The organism is Janthinobacterium sp. EB271-G4-7A, from assembly GCF_020858075.1.
Classification (GTDB): domain Bacteria; phylum Pseudomonadota; class Gammaproteobacteria; order Burkholderiales; family Burkholderiaceae_D; genus Janthinobacterium; species Janthinobacterium lividum.
The window spans coordinates 529,798-554,758 of the sequence record NZ_JACYMI010000002.1; the positions used below are offsets into that span (position 1 = coordinate 529,798).

At 61.2% G+C, this 24,961-nt stretch carries 19 protein-coding genes; 17 read left to right on the forward strand and 2 right to left on the reverse strand.

All coding sequences use genetic code 11. The features are described 5' to 3' along the window. Positions 1-17: 17 nt before the first annotated feature. From epsI to IGS58_RS20005, 13 genes are all read left to right on the forward strand, one after another. Entirely contained in the window at positions 18-683 is a 666-nt protein-coding gene (gene epsI / locus IGS58_RS19940) for an exosortase-associated protein EpsI, B-type (protein WP_230522484.1), read from the forward strand. Positions 684-732: 49 nt separating this feature from the next. Further along, the gene (locus IGS58_RS19945; protein ID WP_230522485.1) at positions 733-2,193 is read left to right on the forward strand and encodes an oligosaccharide flippase family protein; all 1,461 of its coding nucleotides are present in this window, start codon (positions 733-735) and stop codon (positions 2,191-2,193) included. 46 nt (positions 2,194-2,239) lie between these two features. Continuing rightward, positions 2,240-3,739 carry an O-antigen ligase family protein gene (locus tag IGS58_RS19950; RefSeq protein ID WP_230522486.1) on the forward strand — a complete coding sequence of 500 codons (1,500 nt, stop codon included), beginning with the start codon at positions 2,240-2,242 and terminating at the stop codon, positions 3,737-3,739. 58 nt (positions 3,740-3,797) lie between these two features. After that, on the forward strand, positions 3,798-4,283 hold the full coding sequence (locus IGS58_RS29210) for a serine O-acetyltransferase (protein ID WP_070253542.1): 486 nt from the start codon (positions 3,798-3,800) through the stop codon (positions 4,281-4,283). Further along, positions 4,261-5,262, forward strand: coding sequence for a glycosyltransferase (locus IGS58_RS19965; RefSeq protein ID WP_180277067.1), 1,002 nt, complete (start codon positions 4,261-4,263; stop codon positions 5,260-5,262). Before IGS58_RS29210 ends, IGS58_RS19965 begins: the two co-directional genes overlap by 23 nt. 53 nt (positions 5,263-5,315) lie before the next feature. Beyond that, the gene (locus tag IGS58_RS19970) at positions 5,316-6,656 is read left to right on the forward strand and encodes a phenylacetate--CoA ligase family protein (protein WP_230522487.1); all 1,341 of its coding nucleotides are present in this window, start codon (positions 5,316-5,318) and stop codon (positions 6,654-6,656) included. Between the two features lie 177 nt (positions 6,657-6,833). Beyond that, positions 6,834-9,080 (forward strand): heparinase II/III domain-containing protein, encoded by a 2,247-nt coding sequence (locus IGS58_RS19975; protein WP_230522488.1) that lies wholly within the window; start codon positions 6,834-6,836, stop codon positions 9,078-9,080. A 469-nt stretch (positions 9,081-9,549) separates the two neighbouring features. Then, positions 9,550-10,629 (forward strand): glycosyltransferase family 4 protein, encoded by a 1,080-nt coding sequence (locus IGS58_RS19980; protein ID WP_230522489.1) that lies wholly within the window; start codon positions 9,550-9,552, stop codon positions 10,627-10,629. Beyond that, complete coding sequence (locus IGS58_RS19985) at positions 10,626-12,608, forward strand: heparinase II/III family protein (RefSeq protein WP_230522490.1); 1,983 nt, start codon at positions 10,626-10,628, stop codon at positions 12,606-12,608. Before IGS58_RS19980 ends, IGS58_RS19985 begins: the two co-directional genes overlap by 4 nt. 27 nt (positions 12,609-12,635) lie before the next feature. Next, positions 12,636-13,745: a non-hydrolyzing UDP-N-acetylglucosamine 2-epimerase gene (gene wecB / locus IGS58_RS19990; protein ID WP_230522491.1), complete on the forward strand. Its 1,110-nt coding sequence runs from the start codon at positions 12,636-12,638 to the stop codon at positions 13,743-13,745. Then, positions 13,742-14,479: a WecB/TagA/CpsF family glycosyltransferase gene (locus tag IGS58_RS19995; RefSeq protein ID WP_046682608.1), complete on the forward strand. Its 738-nt coding sequence runs from the start codon at positions 13,742-13,744 to the stop codon at positions 14,477-14,479. Before wecB ends, IGS58_RS19995 begins: the two co-directional genes overlap by 4 nt. A 49-nt stretch (positions 14,480-14,528) precedes the next feature. Further along, a complete protein-coding gene (locus IGS58_RS20000) occupies positions 14,529-15,809 on the forward strand; it encodes a nucleotide sugar dehydrogenase (protein ID WP_070253547.1) in 1,281 nt (426 codons plus the stop codon). Positions 15,810-16,053: 244 nt separating this feature from the next. Then, positions 16,054-17,484 (forward strand): mannose-1-phosphate guanylyltransferase/mannose-6-phosphate isomerase, encoded by a 1,431-nt coding sequence (locus IGS58_RS20005; protein WP_230522492.1) that lies wholly within the window; start codon positions 16,054-16,056, stop codon positions 17,482-17,484. On the opposite strand, the gene IGS58_RS20010 is transcribed toward IGS58_RS20005, so the two are convergent. Beyond that, positions 17,472-18,077 carry a serine O-acetyltransferase gene (locus tag IGS58_RS20010; RefSeq protein WP_070253549.1) on the reverse strand — a complete coding sequence of 202 codons (606 nt, stop codon included), beginning with the start codon at positions 18,075-18,077 and terminating at the stop codon, positions 17,472-17,474. The genes IGS58_RS20005 and IGS58_RS20010 overlap by 13 nt on opposite strands. Before the next feature lie 243 nt (positions 18,078-18,320). Between IGS58_RS20010 and IGS58_RS20015 the strand changes: the two genes are divergently transcribed. From IGS58_RS20015 to IGS58_RS20025, 3 genes are all read left to right on the forward strand, one after another. Beyond that, on the forward strand, positions 18,321-18,875 hold the full coding sequence (locus IGS58_RS20015) for an FxDxF family PEP-CTERM protein (protein ID WP_070253550.1): 555 nt from the start codon (positions 18,321-18,323) through the stop codon (positions 18,873-18,875). Between the two features lie 78 nt (positions 18,876-18,953). After that, positions 18,954-19,532 (forward strand): FxDxF family PEP-CTERM protein, encoded by a 579-nt coding sequence (locus tag IGS58_RS20020; protein WP_081345400.1) that lies wholly within the window; start codon positions 18,954-18,956, stop codon positions 19,530-19,532. A gap of 157 nt (positions 19,533-19,689) precedes the next feature. Beyond that, positions 19,690-20,712: a TIGR03790 family protein gene (locus tag IGS58_RS20025; protein ID WP_211551180.1), complete on the forward strand. Its 1,023-nt coding sequence runs from the start codon at positions 19,690-19,692 to the stop codon at positions 20,710-20,712. Positions 20,713-20,752: 40 nt separating this feature from the next. Here the strand turns inward: IGS58_RS20025 and IGS58_RS20030 are convergent, their stop codons facing one another. Next, entirely contained in the window at positions 20,753-21,502 is a 750-nt protein-coding gene (locus IGS58_RS20030; protein ID WP_211551178.1) for a PEP-CTERM sorting domain-containing protein, read from the reverse strand. Between the two features lie 456 nt (positions 21,503-21,958). Here IGS58_RS20030 and IGS58_RS20035 point away from each other — a divergent pair, with 456 nt between their 5' ends. Further along, positions 21,959-24,952: an ExeM/NucH family extracellular endonuclease gene (locus IGS58_RS20035; protein ID WP_230522493.1), complete on the forward strand. Its 2,994-nt coding sequence runs from the start codon at positions 21,959-21,961 to the stop codon at positions 24,950-24,952. Positions 24,953-24,961: the final 9 nt, after the last annotated feature.

Consider the following 24,961-nt stretch of genomic DNA (forward strand, 5'->3'; position numbering starts at 1 on the left):
AACCATCGCGACTTTCCATGTTTGTGCTGAGCTGCATGATGGTGCTCGCCTCCCTGGCTGCGGCGTACGCCAAGCCGACCATCCGCCTGGCCGAAACCATGCCGATGCCGGCGCTCGAGAAAATCGTCCCCAGCCAGTTTGGCGTATGGCATGAGGAAAAGACGTCTATCGGCGCCGTGATCGACCCGCAAATTCAGGCAGAACTCAAGCGCATCTACACGCAGATCCTGTCGCGCACCTATGTCAATGACCGGGGCGAACGTATCATGCTGTCGATTGCCTACGGCAAGGACCAGAGCGACACCACGCAAGTGCACTATCCGGAAATCTGCTATCCGGCACAGGGCTTCCAGATCGGTGCCACGCGGGAGGAGATCCTGTCGACGCGCCAGGGCGATATCCCATTGAAGCGACTGGAGACGAGCATGGAAAACCAGCGCTACGAGCCTGTGACGTACTGGACGACGGTGGGCGATGTGGTGGTGACGAACCGCACGGACAAGAAACTGGTGGAAATGCGCTACGGTTTCAAGGGACAGATTCCCGATGGCCTGCTGTTCCGCGTGTCGTCGATCGACCGCGACACGGCTGCCGCTTTCCGCCTGCAGGACGACTTCGTCAAAGCTATGCAGGTGGCGCTCGACCCCGCCAGCAAGCTTCGCCTGATGGGCATACACGGCTAGACACACGGTGCGCGCCGCACCATGTGCTGTTTCACTTACCTAGAAAAACATGACTCTTGCAGCAAAGACACTCGGCGCGGTGAAAAGTAACTACGCAGGCACTCTGATCCGCGTGCTGGCGCAATTCGGTGCACAAGTCGTCATCATGCGCGAACTGGGACCGGAACTGGTGGGAACGTTCGGCTATGCACTGCTGGTGTTCGGCGTGCTGGCGCTGGTGATCGACCAGGGTTTTGGCTGGGCATTGATGCAGGGTGATTTTTCGGAAGAGGAACTGCGCGTGGTATTGTCCCGGTTAATGCTGGGTTCGGTATTCGGCATGCTGTTCGTTTTCGGCATGTCCTATCCGCTTGCCATCTGGCTGGACAATCCGCTGGCTGGCACCTTGTTCCGCTATTCGGCGCCTTCGTATCTGGTCATTGCCGTATATGGCATTTCTCAGGCCCGGCTACGCGCCGAGTTGCGTTTTCGTGAAATCCAGTATGCCACCACCGGCGCTTACCTGATCGCCTATCCCGTCGTTGGCGTCGGCATGGCCCTGGCCGGAGCCGGTGTATGGGCGCTGCTGGCGGCCTGGTATGCGCAGGCGATATTGCAGTTTGCCCTCAGCTATTACTTTAGTCCGCATCCTTTGGTATTCGGCAATCCGTTTCACTCCTGCAAGGCCGCAGCACTGGGCCGCCAGGTGGCTGGCATCAATGTGTTGAATTGGGCCGTGGACAACGCCAGCGGCGTCTTCACCGGTGCGCTGGGACCGCAGGCACTGGGTAATTTCAATGCCGCGTCGATGCTCTCGCGTACGCCGGCCATGCAGTTGGCGCAGACCATGCAAACCGTGTTGTTTTCCACTGCGTCCGCGCTGGCGGGAGACCTGGCACGCATACGCCAGCTTTACCTGAGCGCGCTGGCATCGATTGCCATCCTGGTAGTGCCATCGTATGCGTATGCGCTGACGCATGCCGATTTCCTCGTGCATCTGGTGTTTGGCGAGAAATGGCTGCAGGCCGCGTCCTTGTTTGCCGCCATGACGGTCGGCATGGTGGCGCTGGCCATGAGCACCCTGTCTGGCGCGGTATTGACGGCGACGGGCGGGCAAGGCACGGTGCTGCGCTCGCAGGCTTATTGCCTGGCCTTGATGTTGGCCGGACTGTACTTCGCCGTGCATGTGGAGCTGGTTTATGTGGGCATCGTGATCAGCATCGCTTATACGGTGCGCCTGCTGCTGCAGATGCGAACCATCGCCGTCAGTGCCCGGCTTGCCGGGGCCGACTTCGGCAATGTGCTGCGCGGCCCGCTCGTGCTGGGCATGCTCTGGTCCTTGCCCCTGGTGTCATGGCTGGCGCCGGGGCATCCGGGCCTGCTTGCCGAGCTGCTGGAACTGGGGGGCAAGCTGATCTTGAGCGTGTGCGTGTGCAAGCTGTTCCCGAGCTTCTTCTTCTGCCCCGCGCTGATGTATGTTTTGCAACGTTTTGGCCCCGGACGCCGTCTGGCGAGTGCCTTGGGCCTGTGAGAAATTGATGAAAAAAAATAGTATGAAAGCGAGCTAAGGGCTATCCATGGAAGAGTTAATCATCTATTTTCTGTTGCCTCTGGGCGCCTTGCTCTTTGCTTTGCTGGCGATTGGCGGCGCCGTTTTCGTGGCCGGCATTGCCGCACGCTGGCGCGGTTGGGCATTTGCGACGGTCTTGTTGCTGACGGTGGCCGCCAGCATCAGCAGCATCGTCCTGTCGTTCCGCAAGCTGACCCTGAGCGAGCAGGGGCTGATGAACATGAGCGACGGCGATGGCGCCTCGGGCCTGTTGTCCAAGCTGATCCTGATGGCCGTGATCGGCAGCTCCTTCGCCCTGTGCCTGGCATGGTTGTTCGATTTCAACAAGAAGCTGCGCCAGCACTCGCGCTTTACGCGCCGTGACATGTGCGCGCCCAACGATATCGTGATCGCCTTCATGGTGTTTTATGTGGCGTTCAGCATCGTGCCCATCTTTATGGGCCAGCGTTATTACTTCCACGTGTCGCTGATCTATCCCTTTTTTGTCTACCTTGCCATGTTCCTGTATCTGCAGGTATCGGACATCGATCCTGTGCGGGTTTCAAAGTATTGCCTGGGAGCCCTGGTGTTCGGTAGCCTGGTCGCGGCCATCGTCACGCCCAGCGCCGCTTTCCAGCCTGGCTACAATGGCTTGATTCCAGGCTTCAACCTGCGTTTATGGGGCGTGACGGCGCACGCCAATGCGCTCGGCGCGGTCGCCTGCGCGTTTTTCCTGATGGAGATGGCCGAGCCAGAAAAGAAACGCTGGCTACATTTCGGTATTCTTTTTGCGGCAGGGCTGACGATGATCATGTCGCAGTCCAAGACGTCGATCCTGACGGCTTTCATGGGTGGCATGATGATCACCTGCATGCAGATATGGAACTACCTGAGGACGCAAACCCGCGGCTACAACCGCAACAGTTCGGCCTTTCTGGCCGTGCTGCTGATGGGCTTTTGCTTCGTGATCGTCATGGTGGGTATCTGGATCATGTTTTCTGACGTGAATTTATTAACGATGATCGAGAGCAAGCTCGACTCGCGCGCGGTGGGTGATCTCAGTACGGGCACGGGCCGGCTGTGGATCTGGTCCGCAGCCATCAAGGGCGGGATGGAAAATCCCCTGTTTGGCCAGGGAGCATCGTTCTGGAACCTGGAAAACCGCCTGCGCCTGGGGCTGAGCGGCGCGGTTTCCGCGCATAACTTGTACTTGCAGGTGTTCAGCCGTTCGGGGCTGATCGGACTGGCATCCCTGCTGGCCTTTCTGTTTTTCCTGGTCCGCTATGCGATGCGCGCCTCGAAGGCCACCAATGGCGCCAGCCTGGTGATGCTTGCCGTGCTGCTGGTCCGTTCGATGACGGAAGTGCCGATCGCGCCGAACGGGATACTGGGCGCCGAGTTTTTCGGCACCATGGCGTATATTTTTTACATCATTGACCGCGGGGCGCGGCCGTTGAGCAAGCGTAATGTCATTGAGAAAAAACAGCCGGCATACTTTGCCAACGGGCGTTTCAGGGAGCCAGCATGAGTTGCCGTGTTGTTTCTTCTTGCCAACGGACGGCGCGTGAGCGGAGCGGGGAGGCGCCATGCTGACCATTTACCGGATTGCGCACTTGCTCGCGCGGGCCCGCATCCCCCTGTTGCCGCGCCTTCTCTATATGTTCAACCGTATCGTGTTTTCGATCGTGCTGCCGCCGACCAGTATCGTCGGCCGCGATGTGCTGTTCGGTTATAGCGGACTGGGCATCGTGGTGCATGCCCGCTGCAAGATTGGCGACCGCGTCAATATCGGCCCGCATGTGACGCTCGGTGGACGGGCCGGATTGAACGGGGTGCCGGAAATCGGCGACGATGTGCTCATCGGTAGCGGTGCCAAGATTCTTGGCCCCGTGCATATCGGCAATGGCGCGCGCATAGGCGCCAACGCCGTCGTGCTGCACGACGTGCCTGCCGGCGCCACGGCCGTTGGCATTCCTGCACGTATACGCGGTGGCCAGGCCGGCGGGCCGCTATCGACAGATGGACTGGACAGCTCTACACAGGTGGATAATGAAGTTAGCGATCTTAATTAAGACATACAACGAAGCGCATAATATCGAACGCTGCCTCAACGCCGTGTTTGATGCCATTGCCGGGATTGCCGGGGGCGTGGAGGTGCTGGTCGCCGATTCGTTGTCGACCGATGCCACCGTCGCCCTTGCACGGGCTTATCCTGTGAAGATCGTCCAGTTGACGCTGCCCGCCGATCGCGGCTGCGGCGCCGGGGTGCAGCTTGGTTATCAGCATACGCGCGCCCAGTTCGTGTATCTGCTTGACGGCGACATGGAACTGCAGGGCGACTTTCTGAAGCAGGCGCTGGCGCTCATCGAAAACGACGCGACGCTGGGTGGCATTTCCGGCGTATTACGCGACCGGCACATCAATAATCGGTTTGACCGGCACCGGCTGAAAAACAAGCCCGCCGCGCGCGCCGGCGACGTCGAGTGGCTGGCGGGTGGCGGACTGTATCGCCGTGCGGCGCTGGACGAGGCCGGAGGATATGCGGGAAACCGCAACCTGAAGGCATATGAGGAGGCGGAACTGGGCTTGCGCCTGGGCAGTCACGGCTGGCGCATGCTGCGGCTCGACACGGTGGCGGTGTATCATACGGGACATGCCGAATCGACTGGCGCGCTGATCTGGCGCCAATGGCGTAGCAGACGCATGGATGCTGGCGGCGTGCTGCTCAAGTCAGCCTTGGGACGGCCCTGGTGCTGGCGTGTGATGCGCATGTGCTTGCATCCGCTGGCGGTGCTGTGTTTCTGGACGCTGGTGCTCGGTGCCGCGCTGCTGGCCCCCGACTGGCGTCTGCCTGCGGCATGCCTGGGGCTGGGGGGGCTGGCGGCATTGGCCCTGTGCGTCAAGAAGCGCAGTGTCAATGATGCCGGTTTTTCTATTTTGCTGTGGCATCTTTCTGCCGCAGGCCTGGTAAGGGGTTTCGTTACGGCCAGGTTGCGCTCGCCGTGCGAGGCGATTCCCAGTCAGATCCTGTCCGAGAATACGGCGGTATAGGCCGGTGCAGTTTGGCACCATGGTAAATGTGGTACACGTATTAAAGACACCGAATGAAGAAAAATGTAAAAAAAGAGCTGTTTTATGGCCTTCGTTCGCTGCTGCGCGATAATTTTCTGAGCCGGCATCTGCTGGCACGCCTGCGCCGCAATGCGCAGCTGGACCAGGCGGGCATGGACCGTTTGCAGTTGAACTTGCTGCACGCAACCTTGCAATGCGCGATCGACAAGCTGCCGTATTACGCGCACATCGACAAGCATTTTCCCGTAGGCGACACGCTGCAAGTGTTGCGCCGGGACTTTCCCATCATCGACAAGGGTACCTTGCTCGCCAACCGCCAGCGTTTGTATCCGAACGGTGGCAAGACCAAGCCCTGGTACAGTGTCGGCAAAACCAGCGGCACCACGGGCACGCCACTGACGATCTTCCGCAGTCCGCTTTCCGTGCTGTACGAAATGGCTTTTGTGTGGAGGCACTGGGAATGTAGCGGTTTTCGCCGCGGCGCGCGCAGCGCCGTGCTGCGCGGCGACGTTGTCGTGCCGCAGTCGCGCGAGGCGCCGCCATTCTGGTTTCATAACCGCCATGACAAACAGTTGATGATCTCCTCGCGTCACCTGAAGGAAGGCTATATGGCAGCGATTTGCGATCAGCTCGACGCTTACGCGCCGGCCATGCTGCAAGCCTATCCATCCACTGCCTTCACCCTGGCCAGCTACCTGCAGCGCCAGCAGCGCTTCCTGTCCATTCCGCTGGTCTTTACCAGTTCCGAGCCTTTGTATCCGCATCAGCGCGCGCTGATCGAGGAGCGTTTCCGTGCGCGGGTCAGCGATATGTATGGCATGGCCGAACGGGTGGCGTTTGCCAGCGCCTGTGAATTTGGCGCCATGCATGTAAATGCCGATTATGCATATGTGGAAATTGTTGATGGCGATGGCCAGCCGACGGCGGATTTCGGTTTTGTCGTCGGTACGACGCTGCATAACCACGTCATGCCATTGGTGCGCTACCGTTTGTCGGACCGCGCGCGCTGGAAGGCGGGGGCTTGCGCCTGCGGCCGGCCATTTCCCGTGCTGGAAGAAATCAGCGGCAAGTACGAGGATGCGATTTTTGGCGGCGATGGTCAACCCGTCAGCCCATCCGTGCTGACCTTCGCCTTCAAGGGCGTCGAACATATCCTCAAGTCGCAGGTGGCGCAGGTGGCGCAGGACCGCTGGCAAATCCGCATCGTACCCGCACCCGCGTTCTCCAAAGTGCAGGAACTTGCGCTCATCGAGAATATTCGACAATTGGTAGATAAGGATATCATGGTCGAAATTGTATTAACGTCGGATATCCCCAACACATCTTCTGTTAAGTTCCGCTGGGTCGTGAATGAGCATAAAAAAAATAAATGAAAATGCGTATAATAAAATGCTAGGCGTCAACTCCAATTGAGGCCTGTCCAGGTCTCTAAATCTCGCGTTGAATCACAAATATTTTTGCGCTGCAAAATGGTTTATCTTGCCAGCCTTGTCACACCTATTTTTCAAGATCGGTTCCGATCTTATTGCCGTTGCCTCGGAGGCTAAATTATGAAATTCTTTCCCGTGAAGCTGCCAATATTGCTGGCAGCTGGTGTGTTGTCGGTCGCAGGGCCGGCGCATGCCGACTGGGTGCAGTCCGTCGACCCAGTCGTGGTGGCGCCAGCACCAACAAACCTGCAGATTCAAGCGCAAAATCCCCCCACCTTTACCTGGTCGCGCCATGTGTCGGCGCCGGCATCTTATACGGTGGAAGTCAAATCGGCCACCGGCGCGGTGAGTACCTATACAACGACCCGTAACTGGTTGTTGCCCAGCCAGCTATTGCCAGTCGGTAGTTATTCCTGGCGCGTACGCCCCACGCCGACCGTGGAATGGTCCGATTACCGCAACTTCACGATCACGACGGCTTCGGCGCCGTTCGTTGTGCCGGAGAATGCGGAATTGCGCGCGCGCATCGCTAAAATGCCGAGGCCGCGCAGTTTGCAGGGCCTGCCTTTATATAGTGCCTGGAGCGCGCCGCTGAAGGCCGAGCGCAATGCCGCCATGCTCAAGATGCGTTCCGAGGTCGACTGGGTGACAGTCAAGCCTGGCGCTGGAGTTCTGGATTCGAACTGGACACTGCAGACGGGTTCCGTGTTGACGGCTGCCAACGTTGCGCAGACGGCTAATATCCGTGCTCTGGTATCGGCGAATGGACGCCAACTGGAGGGCGCTTCGCTGCTGTACCGCCTGACCGGCGAGCAGAAGTACCTGACCGAGGCGATCTACCGCGGCGATATGCTGGCCGCGCTCAATCCATATGGTCCGACCAGCTATGTCAACCAGGACCAGGGCACGCGCGTCATCGCGCTGACGCTGATCAAGGCCATCGATACGCTGGGCAGTGCCATCGACGGTACCCGCCGCGCCGCGTGGCTCAATGTCGTGCGTTTGCGCACCAACGATATCTACGCCGATCTGGCCGGTAGCAATGGCCGCATGGATCAATATCCGTTCGACTCCCATGGTGGCACGAATCTGGGTTTCCTTGCCCTCATCGCCACCTTGTCGCTCGGTGAAATCAAGGAAGCCGATACCTGGTTTGACTTTTCCTTCCGCGCCTACGCGGCGGCATTCAGCGCCTGGAGCGGTCCGGAAGGCGGCTTTGCGAATGGCACGGCGTATGCGCAGTACACGGCGGACCTTGCCTTGCAGGTATGGCAGCCGCTGGCCAGCGCTTCCGGCATCGACATGTTCGGCAAGCCATGGTCGAAGGGTTTCGTGCGCTACTTCATGCACTTCGTGCCGCCCGGTACGCCGCGTCATTTGTTTGGCGATGAGGCGGAAGTCGTACCCACCTTCGCGGTACTGAAGGCCTTCGTGTCGCATTATGCGAGTCCCGAGGCGGCCTGGTATTTCCGCGCGCTGCCTGTGGAGATGGACGCGCTGACCCTGCTGCAGGCGCCGTATCCGCTGCCCGTCTCGTCGGTCAGCACGCCGCTGCCTCCGGAGAATGCCCGTTTGTACCCCAGCATAGGCTGGGCGGCCATGCACAGCAGCATGGCCGACAACGGACGGACATCGCTGTATTTCAAATCGAGTCCGTACGGCTCGTATAACCACAGCCATGGCGAGCAGAACAGCATTGTCCTGGTACGCAACGGCGTCGCGCTGCTGGGGCAGTCTGGTTACTCCGACTATTATGGTTCACCGCTGGCCAGCACATGGTATCGCCAGACGCGGGCGCACAATGCCGTCACCTTCGATGGCGGCCTGGGTCAAGCCATCGATGGCTATACACCGCAGGGCTACACGAGGACCAAAGCCTATGGCGGCAAGATCACGGCCTTCTCGACCACACCTCAGCTCGATTATGTGGAAGGCGATGCCACGCCGGCGTACAGCGGCGCCCTGACGCAGGCCGTGCGCAAGGTCTGGTATTTGCGCGGTGCCAATGCGGCGGTGGTCGTCGACGTCCTGGCGTCGGCCACACCGCGCAAGTTTGAATGGAATTTCCATTCCTATGCACCGATGCAGACGGGCGAGAATGGCAAGGTGGTTGTCGCCAAAGATGGACAAATGGTGTGCCTGATTCCCGTGTCGACGGGTATGCCGATTGCTTTCGAGAAGCGCACCGGCCCTCCGCCAAAAGTAGGCACGGTGGAAGACCACGGCGCGTTTGTGAATACCGTGCTGCAACCCAAGGCCGAGTTTGTGGTCGTGCTCGATGTCGGCTGCAGCAATCCGGCACCCGTGTTCGATCCTGTCGCGCGCACCCTGAAGGTTGGGGCACAGACGGTCACGATACCGAAATGACTGCCTGCCCGGCAGCCGGATCAGTTCGCATCGGAAAGCTCGATGCGGGATTGGTTTAGACGCTGCAGGCAATGGTTGAGCAAGTTGTGGACGCGTTTTTTTGCCGATCCCCTGACGCTCTCCTGATATGAAATGACCTCTCCGCGCAGCGCTGGCGGAGAGGTTTTTTTTTACCGGAGGCGGTCGATACCTGTTGGCAAACCGATGTTGAGAGAAAGAGACAAATTTCCATGCGTCATGATTTATGCTTGGCGCATGGTTTTCCAGATGCGCACAGACAAGAAAAGTGCCGTGCTGCGGTTGACAATTGTGGTAATGAATGCAATGATTGTGTTGTTTTAACATTATTTTTTTGTTAGTCGTATTGCACGTGCACAAAGTGTTTTCTGCAATGTCTTCAATGAATCTGATCTGGGAGATGATCGATGGGTGAGTTACTGGTCACGGTGGGCTGGCATGGGATGGCGGCGTGAGTGACGAAAGGCCGCAGGCATTGATGCTGGGCACCGCGCCGGAAGGCAAGGGTGGCGTGGCGGCCGTCGTTTGCGTCCTGCTGCGGGAGGGTTTCCTGGATGAGCATGCGGTACGCTATGTCGTGACGCATGCCGAAGTGCCGGCGATGGACAAGCTTGCCCTTGCCTTCAACGCATTGCGCCAGTTGCTCGCGGTGCGCCTGACCGGGGCGAAGCCGCTCGTGCATGCGCATTGTTCGTCGCGCGCCAGTTTCTACCGCAAGTCCGTCCTGCTGGCGCTGGCCCGCGGCATGGGATGCAAAACCATCTTTCACTTGCACGGTGGCGAGTTCCGCCAGTTCACCATGGATGAGGTGGGTCCCGTGGGCCGTTGGTGGATCCGCCACACCCTGGAAAAAAGTTCGGCCGTGATCGGCCTGTCGCCATCCTGGGCCGAGTTTCTGCAGACTTTCGCGCCGCGCGCGGCCGTGCTGGTCGTGGCCAATTCGGTCAAGTTGGCCGCCTTGCCCCCCGTGCTGCCGGAAGAGGAGGGGCGCCTGTTGTTCCTCGGCCGCGTCGAAAAGAAAAAAGGGGTGTTTGAACTGGTCGAAGCCGTGGCCAGCCTGAGCGCACAATTTCCCCACCTGCGCCTGGTCATGGGCGGCGAGGGCGCACTGGCCGAGGTCCGTGCGCGTGCTGCTGAACTGGGTATTGCCGACCGGCTTGAATTGCTCGGATGGATAGATCCAGATCAGAAAGCCGCGGAAATGGAGCGTGCGAGCATCTTCGTGCTGCCTTCTTATCATGAAGGTTTGCCCATGGCCATGCTCGAGGCCATGGCGGCCCAAAAGGCGGTGGTGGTGACGACCGTCGGCGGCATCCCCGAAGCGGTGCAGGACGGCATCAATGGCTTGCTGATCGAGCCGGAGAGTGTCGCGAGCCTGGCTGGTGCATTGCAGCGTTTGCTTGCCGACAAGCCGTTGCGCGAGCGCCTGGCGGCGGCGGGGCGGGCCACGATCGAGCAGCGTTTCGATACCGAACTGATGCTCGACAAGCTGGCGACGCTTTACGCGCGCCTCGAGGGAGCGGGACGATGAGTGTGGCGACGAGCGTGGTGCGCGCGCGGACCAGTCGCCTGGGCTGGCTATGGAACCGGCTGCGCTGCATGCCGCCAGGCGAGCCTTTGTATCGCCTGCGCCAGGTGTGGCAGTCGCGGCTGTTGCGCCATGGCTTGCTGAGCACGGCCATCCCGGCGCCGCTGGCGCAAACCGGCACCGCCTCGCCGTATACGGCACCACGGCTGGCGGACGCGGCACTGTATCTGCGCGAAGCCGACGCGATCATGGCGGGTGACGTGGTACTCTTTGCCACGGCGCATTTCCAGGTGGGTGCTTCGCCGCGCTGGAATACCGATCCCCTGACGGGCGTGGCGGGACCTGCCAGTTTCAGCCTTGCGCTCGACATTACCGACCGTAGCAGCGTGGGCGATATCAAGCACGTGTGGGAGCTGAACCGCCATCTGCATCTGGTGCGGCTGGCACAGGCCTGGGCGCTGAGCGGCGACGCGCGCTACCGCGATGCGCTGGCGGGGCAGCTGGACTCCTGGCTGGAGCAATGCCCGCCGTTGACGGGGCCGAACTGGACCAGCTCACTGGAACTGGGCATCCGCCTGATTAACTGGAGCCTGATCTGGCACATCATGGGGGGCGGCAACGGTGCCCTGTTCACGGGAGAAGCCGGGGCGCGGCGGCGATCGCGCTGGCTGGACAGCATTTTTTCCCACTGCCAGTTTATCCAGCGTCATCTGTCGCGCCACTCGTCGGCAAACAATCATCTGATCGGTGAATTGGCCGGCCTGTATGTTGCGGCGCAGACCTGGCCGTGCTGGCAGCACAGTGCGGCCTGGCGCGATCAGGCGGCGCGCGAATTGGAGCAGCAAGCGCAGTTGCAGCATTCAGCCGATGGCGTCAACCGCGAGCAGGCATTTGCCTATCAGGTATTCGCCGCCGAATTCCTGCTGCTGGCGGGCTTGAGCGGTGCGCGCGCCAAAACGCCGTTCAGCGACGCTTACTGGCAGGTACTGCAGCGGGCCACACATTTCCTGCGTGCCGTGCGTGATGTCGGCGGCCATGTGCCTATGGTGGGCGACGCCGATGACGGCATCGTCTTTCGCCTGGAGCCCGGTACTATGGGCGACCGGCCGGCAATGCTGCTGGCGCTGGCCGATGTACTGTGGGGAGGGCAAGCGCCATCGCAGTATGGCGCGACGGCGCAATGGTTGCTTGGCGGCACGGAGTTGCCAGCCGTGCCTGCCGTGGATGGACGGGCCAGCGACTGGAACTTTGCCGATGGCGGTTACCTGCTGTTCGGTAACGATTTCGGTCTACCCACAGAAATCAAGGGCATGCTCGATTGCGGTCCGCTCGGCTACCTGGGCATCGCGGCGCATGGGCATGCCGACGCGCTGGCGCTGACCCTGTCGATCGGCGGCGAAGAGTGCCTGGTCGATCCCGGTACCTACTCGTATTGGCAGGATATGAAGTGGCGCGATTATTTCCGCGGCACTTCCGCGCACAACACCTTGCGGGTCGATGGTCTGGACCAGTCCGTCAGCGGCGGCCGCTTCATGTGGTTGCGCAAGGCGGCGAGCAGCGTGCTGCAGATGCCGCAGGATCCCGCGCAGTTTGTCTTTCGCGGTGCGCATGATGGCTATTTGCGCCTGACCGACCCCGTGCGCCATGTGCGCAGCGTGCAATTCGATGCGGCAACACGGCGCTTGAGCGTGCAGGATTGCGCCGAGGCACGCCAGGCGCACCGCCTGGAACAGTTCTGGCATTTTGCGCCCGACCTGTCGGTGGCGCTGGACGGCGAGGTGCTGGTGGTAAGCGGCGCGCGTTTCCGCCTGGAAGGCCGTTTTACCGGCAGCCAGCTGCGTTTGCAGTTGTCCAGCGCCAGAGAGCAGCCGCCGCTGGGCTGGTATTCGCTCCACTACGAAGTCAAAGTTGCCTGTACGACCTTGTGCGTCACTGCCGAGGGCAGCGATATCGCGGCAGAATTTACGATGGCATTATTTTAGACCTTATTAACGTTGAAAGAACATTCGATGCCTACCCTCTATCTGGTTGCCGGAGCGCGTCCCAACTTCATGAAAATCGCACCGATCGTGCGCGCCTTGCAAGCCCACGGCGGGCTTGGATTCAAGATCATTCATACCGGCCAGCACTATGATCGCGAAATGAACGACGTCTTCTTCGAAGAGCTGGGTATCCCCCAGCCCGACGTCTTCATGGGCGCCGGCGGCGGCAGCCATGCGCAGCAGACTGCCAAGATCATGCTGGCCTTCGAAGAGCTGTGCCTGGCCGAGCGTCCCGACGCCGTGCTGGTGGTGGGCGACGTGAATTCCACGCTGGCCTGTTCCATCGTTGCCAAGAAACTCAATATTCCCGTTGCCCATGTCGAAGCCGGTTTGCGCAGCGGCGACATGACCATGCCGGAGGAGATCAACCGCCTTGTCACCGACAGTATCAGCGACTGGTTTTTCGTCACGGAACCCAGCGCGCTGGAACACCTGCGGCGCGAAGGCAAGCCGGAAGCGGCCGTGCACTACGTGGGCCACGTGATGGTGGACAACGTGCTGTATCAGGCCGACAAGCTCGGTGCCGGCGTCGTCACCGAAGGCGAGGGGGTGCTTTTCAAGGCGGCCCATACGGGCGCAGGACAGCGCTACGGCGTGGTCACCCTGCACCGGCCCAGTAACGTGGACAACGCGGACATGATGCAATCGATCGGCGGCGCGCTGCGCACGATCGCGCAGGACTTGCCGCTGATTTTCCCTGTGCATCCGCGCACGCGCGCCAACCTGGACAAGTTCGGCATCGACCTGGGGCCGAACGTGACCCTGGTGGGACCGCAGGGATACATGGCCTTCCTGAATCTGTGGAAGGATGCTTGCGTAGTGCTGACCGACAGCGGCGGCTTGCAGGAGGAAACCACGGCGCTGGGCGTGCCGTGCCTGACGATCCGCGAAAACACGGAGCGTCCCGTCACTGTCGATGAAGGTAGCAATGTACTGGTAGGAACGGATCCGCAGCGCATCGTGGCCGAGGCCGGCAAAATACTGCGCGGCGAAGGCAAGCGCGGGCAGCGTCCGCACCTGTGGGACGGCAAGGCTGCCGAACGTATCGTGGCCGTGCTGGCCGCGCAGCTGTCATGAGCGCCCGTATCACGATGATGGGCTGTCAGATTGATAATCTGACGATGGAAGAAACCCTGCAAAAAGTCGAGGGATTCATCCAGTCCGGCCATCCCCATCAGCATGTGGTGGTCAATGTGGACAAGCTGGTCAAGGCGGAACGCGATGCCGAATTGCGGCGCATCATCAATGACTGCGCGCTGATCAATGCCGATGGCATGCCGGTCGTGTGGGCGTCGCGCCTGCTGGGCAAGCCGCTCAAGGAGCGCGTCGCGGGCGTCGATTTGTTCGAGGCGCTGATGCGCCGCAGCGCCGACAAGCAGTGGCGCGTGTATCTGCTGGGCGCGCGCGAGGAGGTCGTCAGCGAGGTCAAGCGTCTGTACGAGCTGAAGTATCCAGGATTGACCGTGGCCGGCTACCGTAATGGCTACTGGAGTGCGGAGGAGGAGCCTGGCGTCGTCGCGCAGATCACGGAGGCGCGCGCCGACCTGCTGTTTGTCGCCATCAGTTCACCCAAGAAGGAACACTTCCTGGGACAGTACCAGGGGCAGATGAAAATCCCGTTCGCCATGGGCGTGGGCGGCACCTTCGACGTTGCCGTCGGCCGCGTCAAGCGTGCGCCCGTGTGGATGCAGAAATCGGGTCTGGAATGGTTTTATCGTTTTTTACAGGAACCGCGCCGCATGTTCCGGCGCTACTTTATCGAGGACATGGGCTTTATCCGCCTGTTCTTCAAGGAAGCGCTGCGCCGCTAGGCGCCATCGCCGAATTACGGTTTCCACCTTTTAGATTGAAAGTATTGTTATGACTACTATTGCCGTGATTGGCCTCGGTTATGTCGGTTTGCCCCTCGTTGCCGAATTCGGCAAGCAGGCGCGCACCATCGGCTTTGATATTGTGCAAAGCAAGGTTGACAGCTGCCTGCGGGGCGTCGATCCGTCGCGCGAGCTGAGCGACGAGCAGATGGCCGCCGCCGTGCATGCCGAATACTCGTCCGACCCCGCCATTCTGGCGCAGGCCGACATCATCATCGTCGCCGTGCCGACGCCGGTCGACGTGGCCCACAGCCCCGACTTCGGCCCCCTGATCGGCGCCAGCAAGAGCGTCGGCCAGCACATGAAGAAGGGCGCCATCGTCGTCTACGAGTCGACCGTATACCCGGGCGCGACCGAGGAAATCTGTATTCCCGTGCTGGAACAGGCGTCGGGCAAGCAGTGGAAGCGCGATTTCTTCGTCGGCTATTCTCCGGAGCGCATCAACCCGGGCGACCGCAAGCACATGCTGACGAACGTGGTGAAAGTGGTCTCGGGCGACACGCCGCAAACGCTGGAAACGGTGGCCGCCATGTACGAATCCATCGTCGAGCCGGGCGTGCACCGTTGCTCCAGCATCAAGGCGGCGGAAGCGTGCAAGGTGATTGAAAATACCCAGCGCGACCTGAACATTGCGCTGATGAACGAACTGGCGATCATCTTCGACAAGATCGGCATCGATACTTCCGAAGTCTTGACGGCGGCCGGCACGAAGTGGAACTTCCTGAAGTTCAGCCCAGGTCTGGTGGGCGGGCATTGCATCGGCGTCGATCCGTATTACCTCACGCACAAGGCCGAGACGCTGGGCTACCATCCTCAGGTCATCCTGGCCGGCCGTCGCATCAATGACGGCATGGGCAAGTACATCGCCGAGCAGACCATCAAGAACATGATTGCCGCCGGCAGCTATATCAAGGGCGCGCGCGTGAATGTGCTGGGCTTGACCTTCAAGGAAGATTGCGCCGACCTGCGCAATTCCAAGGTGGGCGACGTCATTAACGAACTCAAGACCTATGGCGTGGAAGTGTTCGTGCACGATCCGTATGCCGATGCGGAGGAGGCCATGCACGAGTATGGCGTGCGCCTGTTTGCGTGGGATGAGTTGCCGCGCGCCGATGCCATCGTCGCTGCCGTGTCGCACCGCGCGCTGACGTCGCTGCCCGTGGAAGACTTCCAGCAAAAACTGATCAAGGGCGGCTGTTTCATCGATGTGAAGGCGTGTTTTGACGAGGCGGCATTGCGCGCCGTGGGGATCAAGGTCTGGCGCTTGTAACAGCCGCTGGGCGGCACGGCGGGACAGGCGGCCACGCTTGTCCCGTTAATGTGCTCCTCTTTTGCACTGTATCAATTTCCTCTCTGGCATAGTCCCCTACACTGGGCCTGGCCATCTTCCTGGGGCGCCGACGGCGCCTTATCGAACTATCCTTCAGACAGACAGACAGACAGGCAGCGGCGCCGCGGCCGGAGTGCCGGACCGACGATGGAAGCGTGCGCCATTGAGTCGACAGGAGCCCGACATGAAAATCTACCCAGTGATCCTGTCGGGAGGTGCCGGCAGCCGCCTGTGGCCCTTGTCGCGCCAGGCGTTGCCCAAGCAATTGTTGCCGCTGCTTTCGCAGCAGACCCTGCTGCAGGAAGCCGTGCTGCGCGTGCGCGGGCTGGGTCATGCCGCGCTCGAGGCCATGCCGCCGCTGCTGGTGTGCGGCAATGAGCACCGCTTCATGGTGGCGGAGCAGTTGCGCCAGATCGGCGTGGCGCCGCTGGCCATCGTCCTGGAGCCGCTGGGACGCAATACGGCGCCGGCAGTGGCGGTGGCCGCGCAATATCTGCTGACGCTCGATGCCGAGGCGGTCATGCTCGTCCTGCCTGCCGACCACTGCATCGCCGACGTACCGGCGTTTCACCAGGTGGTCGGGCAAGCGGCTGCGCTGGCCGGGGCCGGCGAGCTTGCCACCTTTGGCATCGTTCCTACCACTGCGGAAACGGCTTACGGCTATATTCTTTCCGGCGCACTGCTGGCCGGTTCGCCGCAGGGCCGCGAAGTTGAGCGTTTCGTGGAAAAACCGGACTTGGCGACGGCGCGTGGCTTCCTCGCCGATGGCCGTTATCTGTGGAATAGCGGCATGTTCATGTTCCGCGCCGCAAGTTACCTGCGCGAGTTGCAGCAATTCGAACCGGCCATGCACGCGGCGTGCGCCGCTGCGGTGGCCGACGGTTGCCGCGACCTCGATTTTTTTCGCCTGGCAGCGGATGTTTTTTCGTCCTGCCGCAGCGTCTCGATCGACCATGCTGTGATGGAGCACACGCGCCGCGCCGTGGTGCTTCCCGCCGCCATGGGCTGGAGCGATATCGGTTCCTGGTCCGGCTTGTGGGACGTGTTGCCAGGCGATGAGCAGGGCAATGTCGTGCGTGGCGATGTCTATCTGGACGGCGCCCGCAACTGCATGATACGGGCGGAAAGCCGCATCGTGGCCGTGTTGGGCGCACAGGACCTGGTGATCGTGGAGACGGACGATGCCGTCCTGGTGGCGCGGCGCGATCAGGTGCAGCGCGTGCGGCAAGTGGTTGAACACCTGGAGCGCCATGGGCGCACCGAGCACGTGCAGCATCGGCTCGTGTACCGTCCCTGGGGCAGCTATGAAGGCATCGACGTGGGCGAGCGTTTTCAGGTCAAGCGCATCGTCGTCAATCCAGGTGGGAAACTATCGCTGCAGATGCACCATCACCGTTCTGAACACTGGGTGGTCGTGCGCGGCACGGCGCGCGTCACATGCGGCGAGACGGTGCGCCTGCTGACAGAGAATGAATCGACATATATTCCGCTCGGCATGATCCACCGGCTGGAAAATCCTGGCAAGCTGCCGCTGCACCTGATCGAGGTGCAGACGGGCGCTTACCTGGGAGAGGACGATATCGTGCGCCATGCGGATGCGTATCAGCGCGCCTGAGATGCGGGCGTACCGAGCGGCGCCGCATTCATGACGTCGGGAACGCAGTCGCTGGCGATGATCTTGCCGGGATTGCCCGCGACGATGGAGGCGGGCGGCACGTCGGCCACGACCACGGTGCCGCCGGCGACGCGGCTGCCCTGTCCGATGGTGATCGCGCCGGTAATGATGGCATGGGGGCCGACCCAGACGCCGTCCTCCAATGTCGGATAGGCGCTGCTGCGCTGGTCCGGGGCGGTGATGCTATCGCGCCGGCCCAGGGTCGCGCCGTGCAGCAGGGTGACATTGCTGCCGATGACGGCGCCAGGCGAAATGACGGTGCCCCAGCCATGCGTCAGGGCGAAACCGGGACCGACCCGGGTTTGCCAGGAAAAGTCGATACCCGCGCGGCGGGTGGCGCTGCGATGCAGCAGCTTGCAAAACGGTAGCAGATATTTCCAGGGAGCGCGGGCGTCGCGCGCGGCCTGGCACAGGCGCATGGTGACGATCGCGCGGAAGGGACGGCTGCCGACAGCCCCTTTCAGCGTCAGGCGCCAACCACTGCGCCCGTATAACCGGAATGTGTCCGCATGCAATGCCGTCCAGGTGGACATATGACTTCCTTTTCTTGAGATGATCCGTCAATCTGATAAAACTTTGCCAATTATAACTGCTGCATGTGCCTGCCCTGGTGGCTGACGGGCGATAGTTTTCGCCTCTTATTTTGATGCCATAAAGAAACTTTTCATTAAAAAATAAATAACTTAAAAAGTTACTTTATGCTATTATCCTTGCTGGTTTGATTATATAAATTCATGTGGCCGCGTTGCGGCCACAATTTTGCTTGGTGGAGTCGCATGAAGAACAATACCCGCTCTATTCTGGCTGTCCTGGCTTTTGCCGGTTCGGCCCTGCTGTCCCAGGCGGCCACTGCGGCTGTCGACATCAGTTCCCTGCCGAAAGCCGTCAAGCTGGAGAGCGGCGGTTCGCTGACATTTGGCGACAAGTTCAAGAACAATCAACAGGGCAGCTTTTTCAATGATGTGTTTACGTTTAACGTGACGCAGCCCAGCGCGCTCAACGTGGTCCTGACTTCGCAAAGCACCAGCGCCCTGACCGGCTTGAATTTGACGGGCTTTGGCTTGTACAGCAGCGTCGGCAACACCTTGCTGCAGGGCGGTACCCAGGAGCTGAGCGGTGCGACCGACAAATGGAGCCTGTCGTTCGCGAACCTGGCCGCCGGTGCGTACTATATGAAGGTCAGCGGCGATATCGTCTTCAGCACCGGCGCCACGTTCAGCGGCAATGGCAACCTGGTATCGGCCGTGCCCGAGCCTGGAACCTATGCGATGCTGCTTGCCGGCCTGGGCTTGCTGGGGTTTGTCGCCCGCCGCCGTCAGAAATCCGCCTGAACACGACTCGCTGTCGTGACGCTATAGTCCCTTTCCCGCGGCGCGCTTGCGTTGACCGCCGTTATCTTGGTGAAAAGTATGCATAAAATATTGAAATCCCTGTTCATGACGTTCGTGCTCTCCGCTGCCAGCGTGGGCGCCCACGCCGCTCCCGTCGACCTGAGCCATGCGCCGGTCGACCTGACGCAGGACCTGATCGACTATTCCAGCGGTGAACTGTTTGGTTCCTTCCGCCTGGGCGCCGGCCAGCTTGCTGGCGCCGGGAATAATTTTTTCAGCGACAAATTCCTCTTCACGCTGACGGGCATCCATGATTTCAGCGGGCTGGCAACTTCGCTCAAGCCAAGCGCCAATTCCGGCCTGACCCTGACGGGATTTAGCCTGAGCAATACCAGTGGCGTAGTGCTGCAGGGCGCGCTCGATCTGCTGAATTTCACGGCGCAGGACCAAGCCTGGGTGCTGAACAGCGGCAAGACGCCTTTGCTTGAGGGAACCTATTTCCTGCAAGTTGACGGCTATGTCGCTTCCGCAACGGGTGGTAGCTACAGCGGCAATATCTCGGCCAGTGCCGTGCCGGAAGCTGAAACCTACGCCATGCTGCTTGCCGGCCTGGGATTGATGGGCTTTGTGGCGCGCCGGCGCAAGCTGCAAGCCTGAGCGCGCGCTGGCATTATCAGCAGCAATAAGAAACGGAAGCCTTGGCTTCCGTTTTTTGTTTGCCGCGTTGCGGCACTATTTCCAGCGCTATAATTGGCCGTCAAGCTCCGACTGCCATGCTGCGGTCGTTTCGATTCATCTTTCTGGCAGCCATCCATTGCATACTCCACTACGTTTTTTGCCCGTGTTGCTGGCGGCTTTCTTCTCCGTGCCGCAAGCTGGCGCGGCGCCAGGATTGCAGCCCGCGCACCTGGCGGTCATCATCAATGATGCGGAACCGAATAGCGTGGAGGTCGGCGAGTACTACCGCCAGTCGCACGACATTCCGCTTGCCAACGTCGTGCATGTGAATATTCCAAACCGGCCACGCAAGCTTAGCGCCGAACAATTTTCCCAGCTTAAGGAGCGCATCGAGGCGCAGCTCAAGCCCGAGATCCAGGCCGTGCTGATGGTCTGGAGCGCCCCCTATGCGGTCGAGTGCAATTCGATCACCTCCGCATTTACCCTGGGATATGACATGGCGCAGTGCGTCAAGACGTGCGACCCGGGCAAGCCCAGCATCTATTTCAACAGCAACGTGGACCGGCCCATGACCCAGATGGGCATGCGCCTGTCCATGCTGTTGCCTGTCGATTCCGTGGATGATGCCAAGGCCGTCATCAAGCGCGGCACGGCCAGCGGGTTTGCCGTGCCGGCCGCCGGCGCCTATTATTTGACTACCAGCGACGCCGCGCGCAATAGCCGCGCGGCATTCTTTCCGCCGACCGGCATGGTGCGTCAGCGCAAGCTGACCATTACGAATGTGCATGCCAACAGCATTGAAAGCGTCCAGAACATCATGGTGTACCAGACCGGCGTGGCCAATGTGGCCAAGCTGGACACGCTGCGATTTTTGCCGGGGGCGCTGGCCGATCACCTGACGTCATTCGGTGGCGATTTGCAGGGCACAGGGCAGATGAGCAGCCAGCGCTGGCTGGAAGCTGGCGCGACGGCCAGTTACGGTACGGTGAGTGAGCCGTGCAATTATTGGCAGAAATTCCCGAATCCTACCGTGCTCCTGCGCCGCTACCTGAACGGCATGACGGCGCTGGAAGCGTACTGGGGGAGTGTGCTGTGGCCGGCGCAGGGGCTGTTTATCGGCGACCCGCTGGCCGCGCCGTACATGGCTTACCGGCGCTGAGCGCTGACCTGGCGGTGCGCCCGACGCCGGGGAGGATAGCTTAAGCGGCTTTGACGCTTCGCTTTCTGCGCGCCGCGAATGCCACCAGGCCGAGGCCGGCGATTAGCATGGCGTAGGTTTCCGGCTCAGGCACGACGGCGATAGGCGGCCTGGGAACGCCGATGCCGCTATTGCCGCTGTCGATCCCGCCTGTCGCCCCGCCGCCACCCACGCTGGAGCCGCCAGCCGGCGAGCCGGTGCCGCGCGAGGCGGACGTGATCAGCGGTGCATAGGTATCGGTGCCGGTGGCGCCATGGTAGGCGCGCCCCGGTCCACGGTAGCCGGCGCCGCCATCGATCGGCGGGAACTCCTGGCTGGTAACGAAATCGCGGGTGCCAAACTGATAGCTTCCCGTGTCGCGCGCCGGACGCGCACGCGTGCCGCCCGCCGTATCGCCCGCATCGGCAAACTGATTGCCCAGGCGGTGGCCGCCGCCGCCAAATTGCGGGTTGCGCAATTCCTGGTCCGAAGCGCCGCTGCCGAATTCCGGCGGCGTGCTGGTGCCGTCGTTGATGCGTGCGCCGAAGCCGATGAAACCATCGACGAGGCTGCAAGCGCTGTACGTGCTATCGAGGTCGGCGTCCTTCGCCTTGCCGCCTGCGTTGCTGGCGGCTCCCGTGGCCTGGCAGCGTTTATCGTCGCCGCTGGCGCGCTGCGCATCATTTTGCGCTTGTGCCGTGCTAGCCGCCAGCAATAACACGCTGCAGGCGAACAAGGATGCGAACTTGGATGGGGTGGCTGGTTTTAACATTACTTACCTCTTGGAAATGCATTCTGAGCGCGGCGCATATCGCCAGGCGCTGAGGATGTAATTGGTGCCTACGCTAGCTGTGCGACATTGTTTGTGCACGCCAGGATGGCAGATGAAGAGCCGGGCATGTATGGGGCCCGCTCAATCCATTTGTATTGCAAGGTTCTCAAAGTTGCCAATGGCTTATCAAGAACAAAACTTATTTGCCTGAAATATATCATATTTTTCACATTGGCGCTTTCTTTGCGTAAATGGAAAGCATTGTTTGTTGTTTGAAAGATACTTATTTTGATGCGTCTGGAAAGAAAATTACTCCATTCGGCTTAATCAAATGTCATCAAGTCGTCATCCCGGGCCTTTAATATGCAAATAACAAGTCTGAAATACTTTTGTTAATTGTGGCGCGCCGGCCGATCATGCGGGACCGGCGTCATTTATTTATCGACCGGGATCCTCATGCACACCTCGTTTTCCCCCTTGCGCACGCCGTTGCGCCTGACCGTCATGGCCTCCCTGCTGGCCAGCCTGTCCGTGCCGGCCCTGGCTGCTTCCGATATCGTCATCAGCCAGGTGTATGGCGGGGGCGGCAATACGGGGGCGCTGTACCGCAACGATTTCATCGAATTGTTCAACCGCGGTGCCAGCCCCGTGAATGTGAGCAACTGGAGCGTGCAATACGCGTCCGCCGCCGGTTCCAGCTGGTCGGTGACGGCCTTGCCGGCTATCGAATTGCAACCTGGCCAGTATTTGTTGGTCCAGCAAGCCAAGGGCGCGGGCGGTACGCAGGACTTGCCTGCGCCGGATGCCACGGGCAGCCTGGCCATGTCCGGTACGGCGGGCAAGGTGTTGTTGAGCAATAGCAAGACGGCGCAGACGGGCACCAGCCCCACGGGCGCCGCCGTCATCGACCTGGTCGGTTTCGGCACGGCCAACGGCTTCGAAGGCGCCGTCGCGCCCGCGCCATCGAATACGCTGTCGATTGCGCGTGCGAATGGCGGCTGCGCCGACACGGACGATAACAGCGCCGACTTCGCCACAGGCAGCGTGACGCCGCGCAATACGGCTTCGCCATTGAATGCCTGCGGCGGCCCTGTCGTGCACCAGATCGTCACCAGCTGCCCAGCCAGCCTGGCCTTGGCCGTGGGCAATGGCGGCAGCGCCGTGCTGCGCGCATCCGACGTCGATGGCGTCGTGAATGCCGCCACCTTGAGCTCGCCGGCCGTGGCCGGCATCAGCCTGGCCAATTTCAGCGCGGCCGGCGTGGCGGGCGAGAGCGCCATGGTCAGCCTGCTGGTGGCCGCCGGCGTGCCGGTGGGAAATTACCCTGTCATCGTGAATTTCAGCAACGACCAGCAGCAAAGCGCCAGTTGCAAGATCGATGTCGCCGTGCAAGGCCTGGCTGCCGTCAGCCACACGATCCCGCAAATCCAGGGCAGCGGCGCTGCCAGCCCGTACGCCAATTCCGTGCAGACGACGCAGGGCGTGGTCACCCTGAAAGTAGGCACCGGCTTCTTCATCCAGGATGCGGCCGGCGATGGCGATCCATCGACCTCGGACGGCATCTTCGTGTACACGGGCGCCACGGCCACCACCGTGCAGCCGGGCGAGCTGGTGCGCGTGACGGGCACGGTGGTCGAATACACGCCGTCGGGCGCGAAAAATTCCTATACGGAATTCAAGGACGTGACGGCCATCCTCACGCAAAGCGCGGGCCACGCCATCGTGCCGACGAATGTGATCTTGCCGAACGAGAACCTGGCCGCCGTGGAAGGCATGCTGGTGCGCTTCACGCAGCCCTTGACCGTGTCGCAAAACGCCTACCTGGGCGCGCGCGGCGAATTGAGCCTGTCGGCGGGACGGCGCGAAGTGCCGACCAACCGCCATCCGGCCGGTTCCGCCGAGGCGCAAGCCTTGATCGCCGCCAATGCGAACAACCTGATCGTGCTCGATGATGGCATCTTTGTCGCACCGCCGACGATACCGTACATCGGCCAGGATAACACCGTGCGCAGCGGCGACACGGTGGCCGACCTGACGGGCGTGGTGGACTTTGGCGCCATCGGCGGTGGCGGTGCCGCCTACAAACTGCAGCCGACGCAAACGCCGCAATTTTCGCGCGACAATCCGCGCACGGGCAGTCCGGAACTGCCATCAGGCAACGTCAAGGTGGCTAGCGCGAACGTGCTGAACTTCTTTACGACCTTTACCAATGGCAATAACGTGTTTGGCCAGACGGGGCAGGGCTGCACCGTGGGCTCGTCTACCAGCAAGAGCAATTGCCGCGGCGCCGACAACCTGGCCGAATTCGTGCGCCAGCGCGACAAGATCGTCGCCGAACTGAAAGCCATCGATGCGGACGTGGTGGGCTTGATGGAAATCCAGAACAATGGCGAAACAGCCGTCAGTTACCTGGTTGAGCAGCTCAACGCCGCCATCGGCGGCGTCACGTATGCCGTGGTGCCGAAGCCGGCCGCCACGGGAACGGACGCCATCCGCGTGGCCATGATCTACAAGCCGGCCAAGCTGGGCCTGGTCGGCGCCGCCTTGTCGGATGCCAATGCCATCAACAACCGTCCGCCCATGGCACAGACCTTCCGCGCCGGCAATGGCGAGAAATTCTCGCTGATCGTCAATCACCTGAAATCGAAAGGCAGCTGCCCGTCGAGCGGGCTGGATGCGGACCAGAACGATAGCCAGAGTTGCTGGAACGCCACCCGCGTGCAGCAAGCCCAGCGTCTGGTGGGCAGCTTCGTGCCGCAGGTGGCGGCCGCTGCCGGCGACGCTGACGTGCTGGTCATCGGCGACCTCAATTCCTATGGCGCGGAAGACCCGATCCAGGTCATCACGGGCGCCGGCTTCGTCAATGAACTCGAGCGTTTCGTGCGGCCGTCCGGCATGCCGTATTCGTACGTGTTCGGCGGCCAGAGCGGCTACCTCGACCACGCGCTGGCCAGCGCGTCGCTGAGCGCGCAAGTGGCGGGCGTGGCCGAGTGGCATGTGAATGCGGACGAGCCGGAAGTGATCGACTACAACATCGACTCGGCCAAGCCGCAAGACTTGTACAACGGCTTGCCTTACCGCGCCTCGGACCACGACCCGGTCGTCATCAGCCTGGACTTGCAGCCCGCTTACCGCGACATCACGGCTGGCGTGGCGCAAGCCAGTTCGGGCCTCGCGTACAACCGCGTGACGCAAAAATACACGGGCACCTTCTCGTTCACCAACACGGGCACGAGCGCCTTGTCCGGCCCGTTCCAGGTGGTGTTCGGCGGCTTGCCTGCCGGCGTGGCCCTGGCCAATGCCACGGGCAGCCATGCGGGCGCCCCGTATGTCACGGTCAACGCGGCCAGCCTGGCGCCGGGCGCGACAGCCTCGTTTGCCGTCAGTTTCACCAATCCGTCGAAAGTGACGATCAATTATTCCGCCAGCATTTTCGCCGGCAACTTCTAAGGACACCAT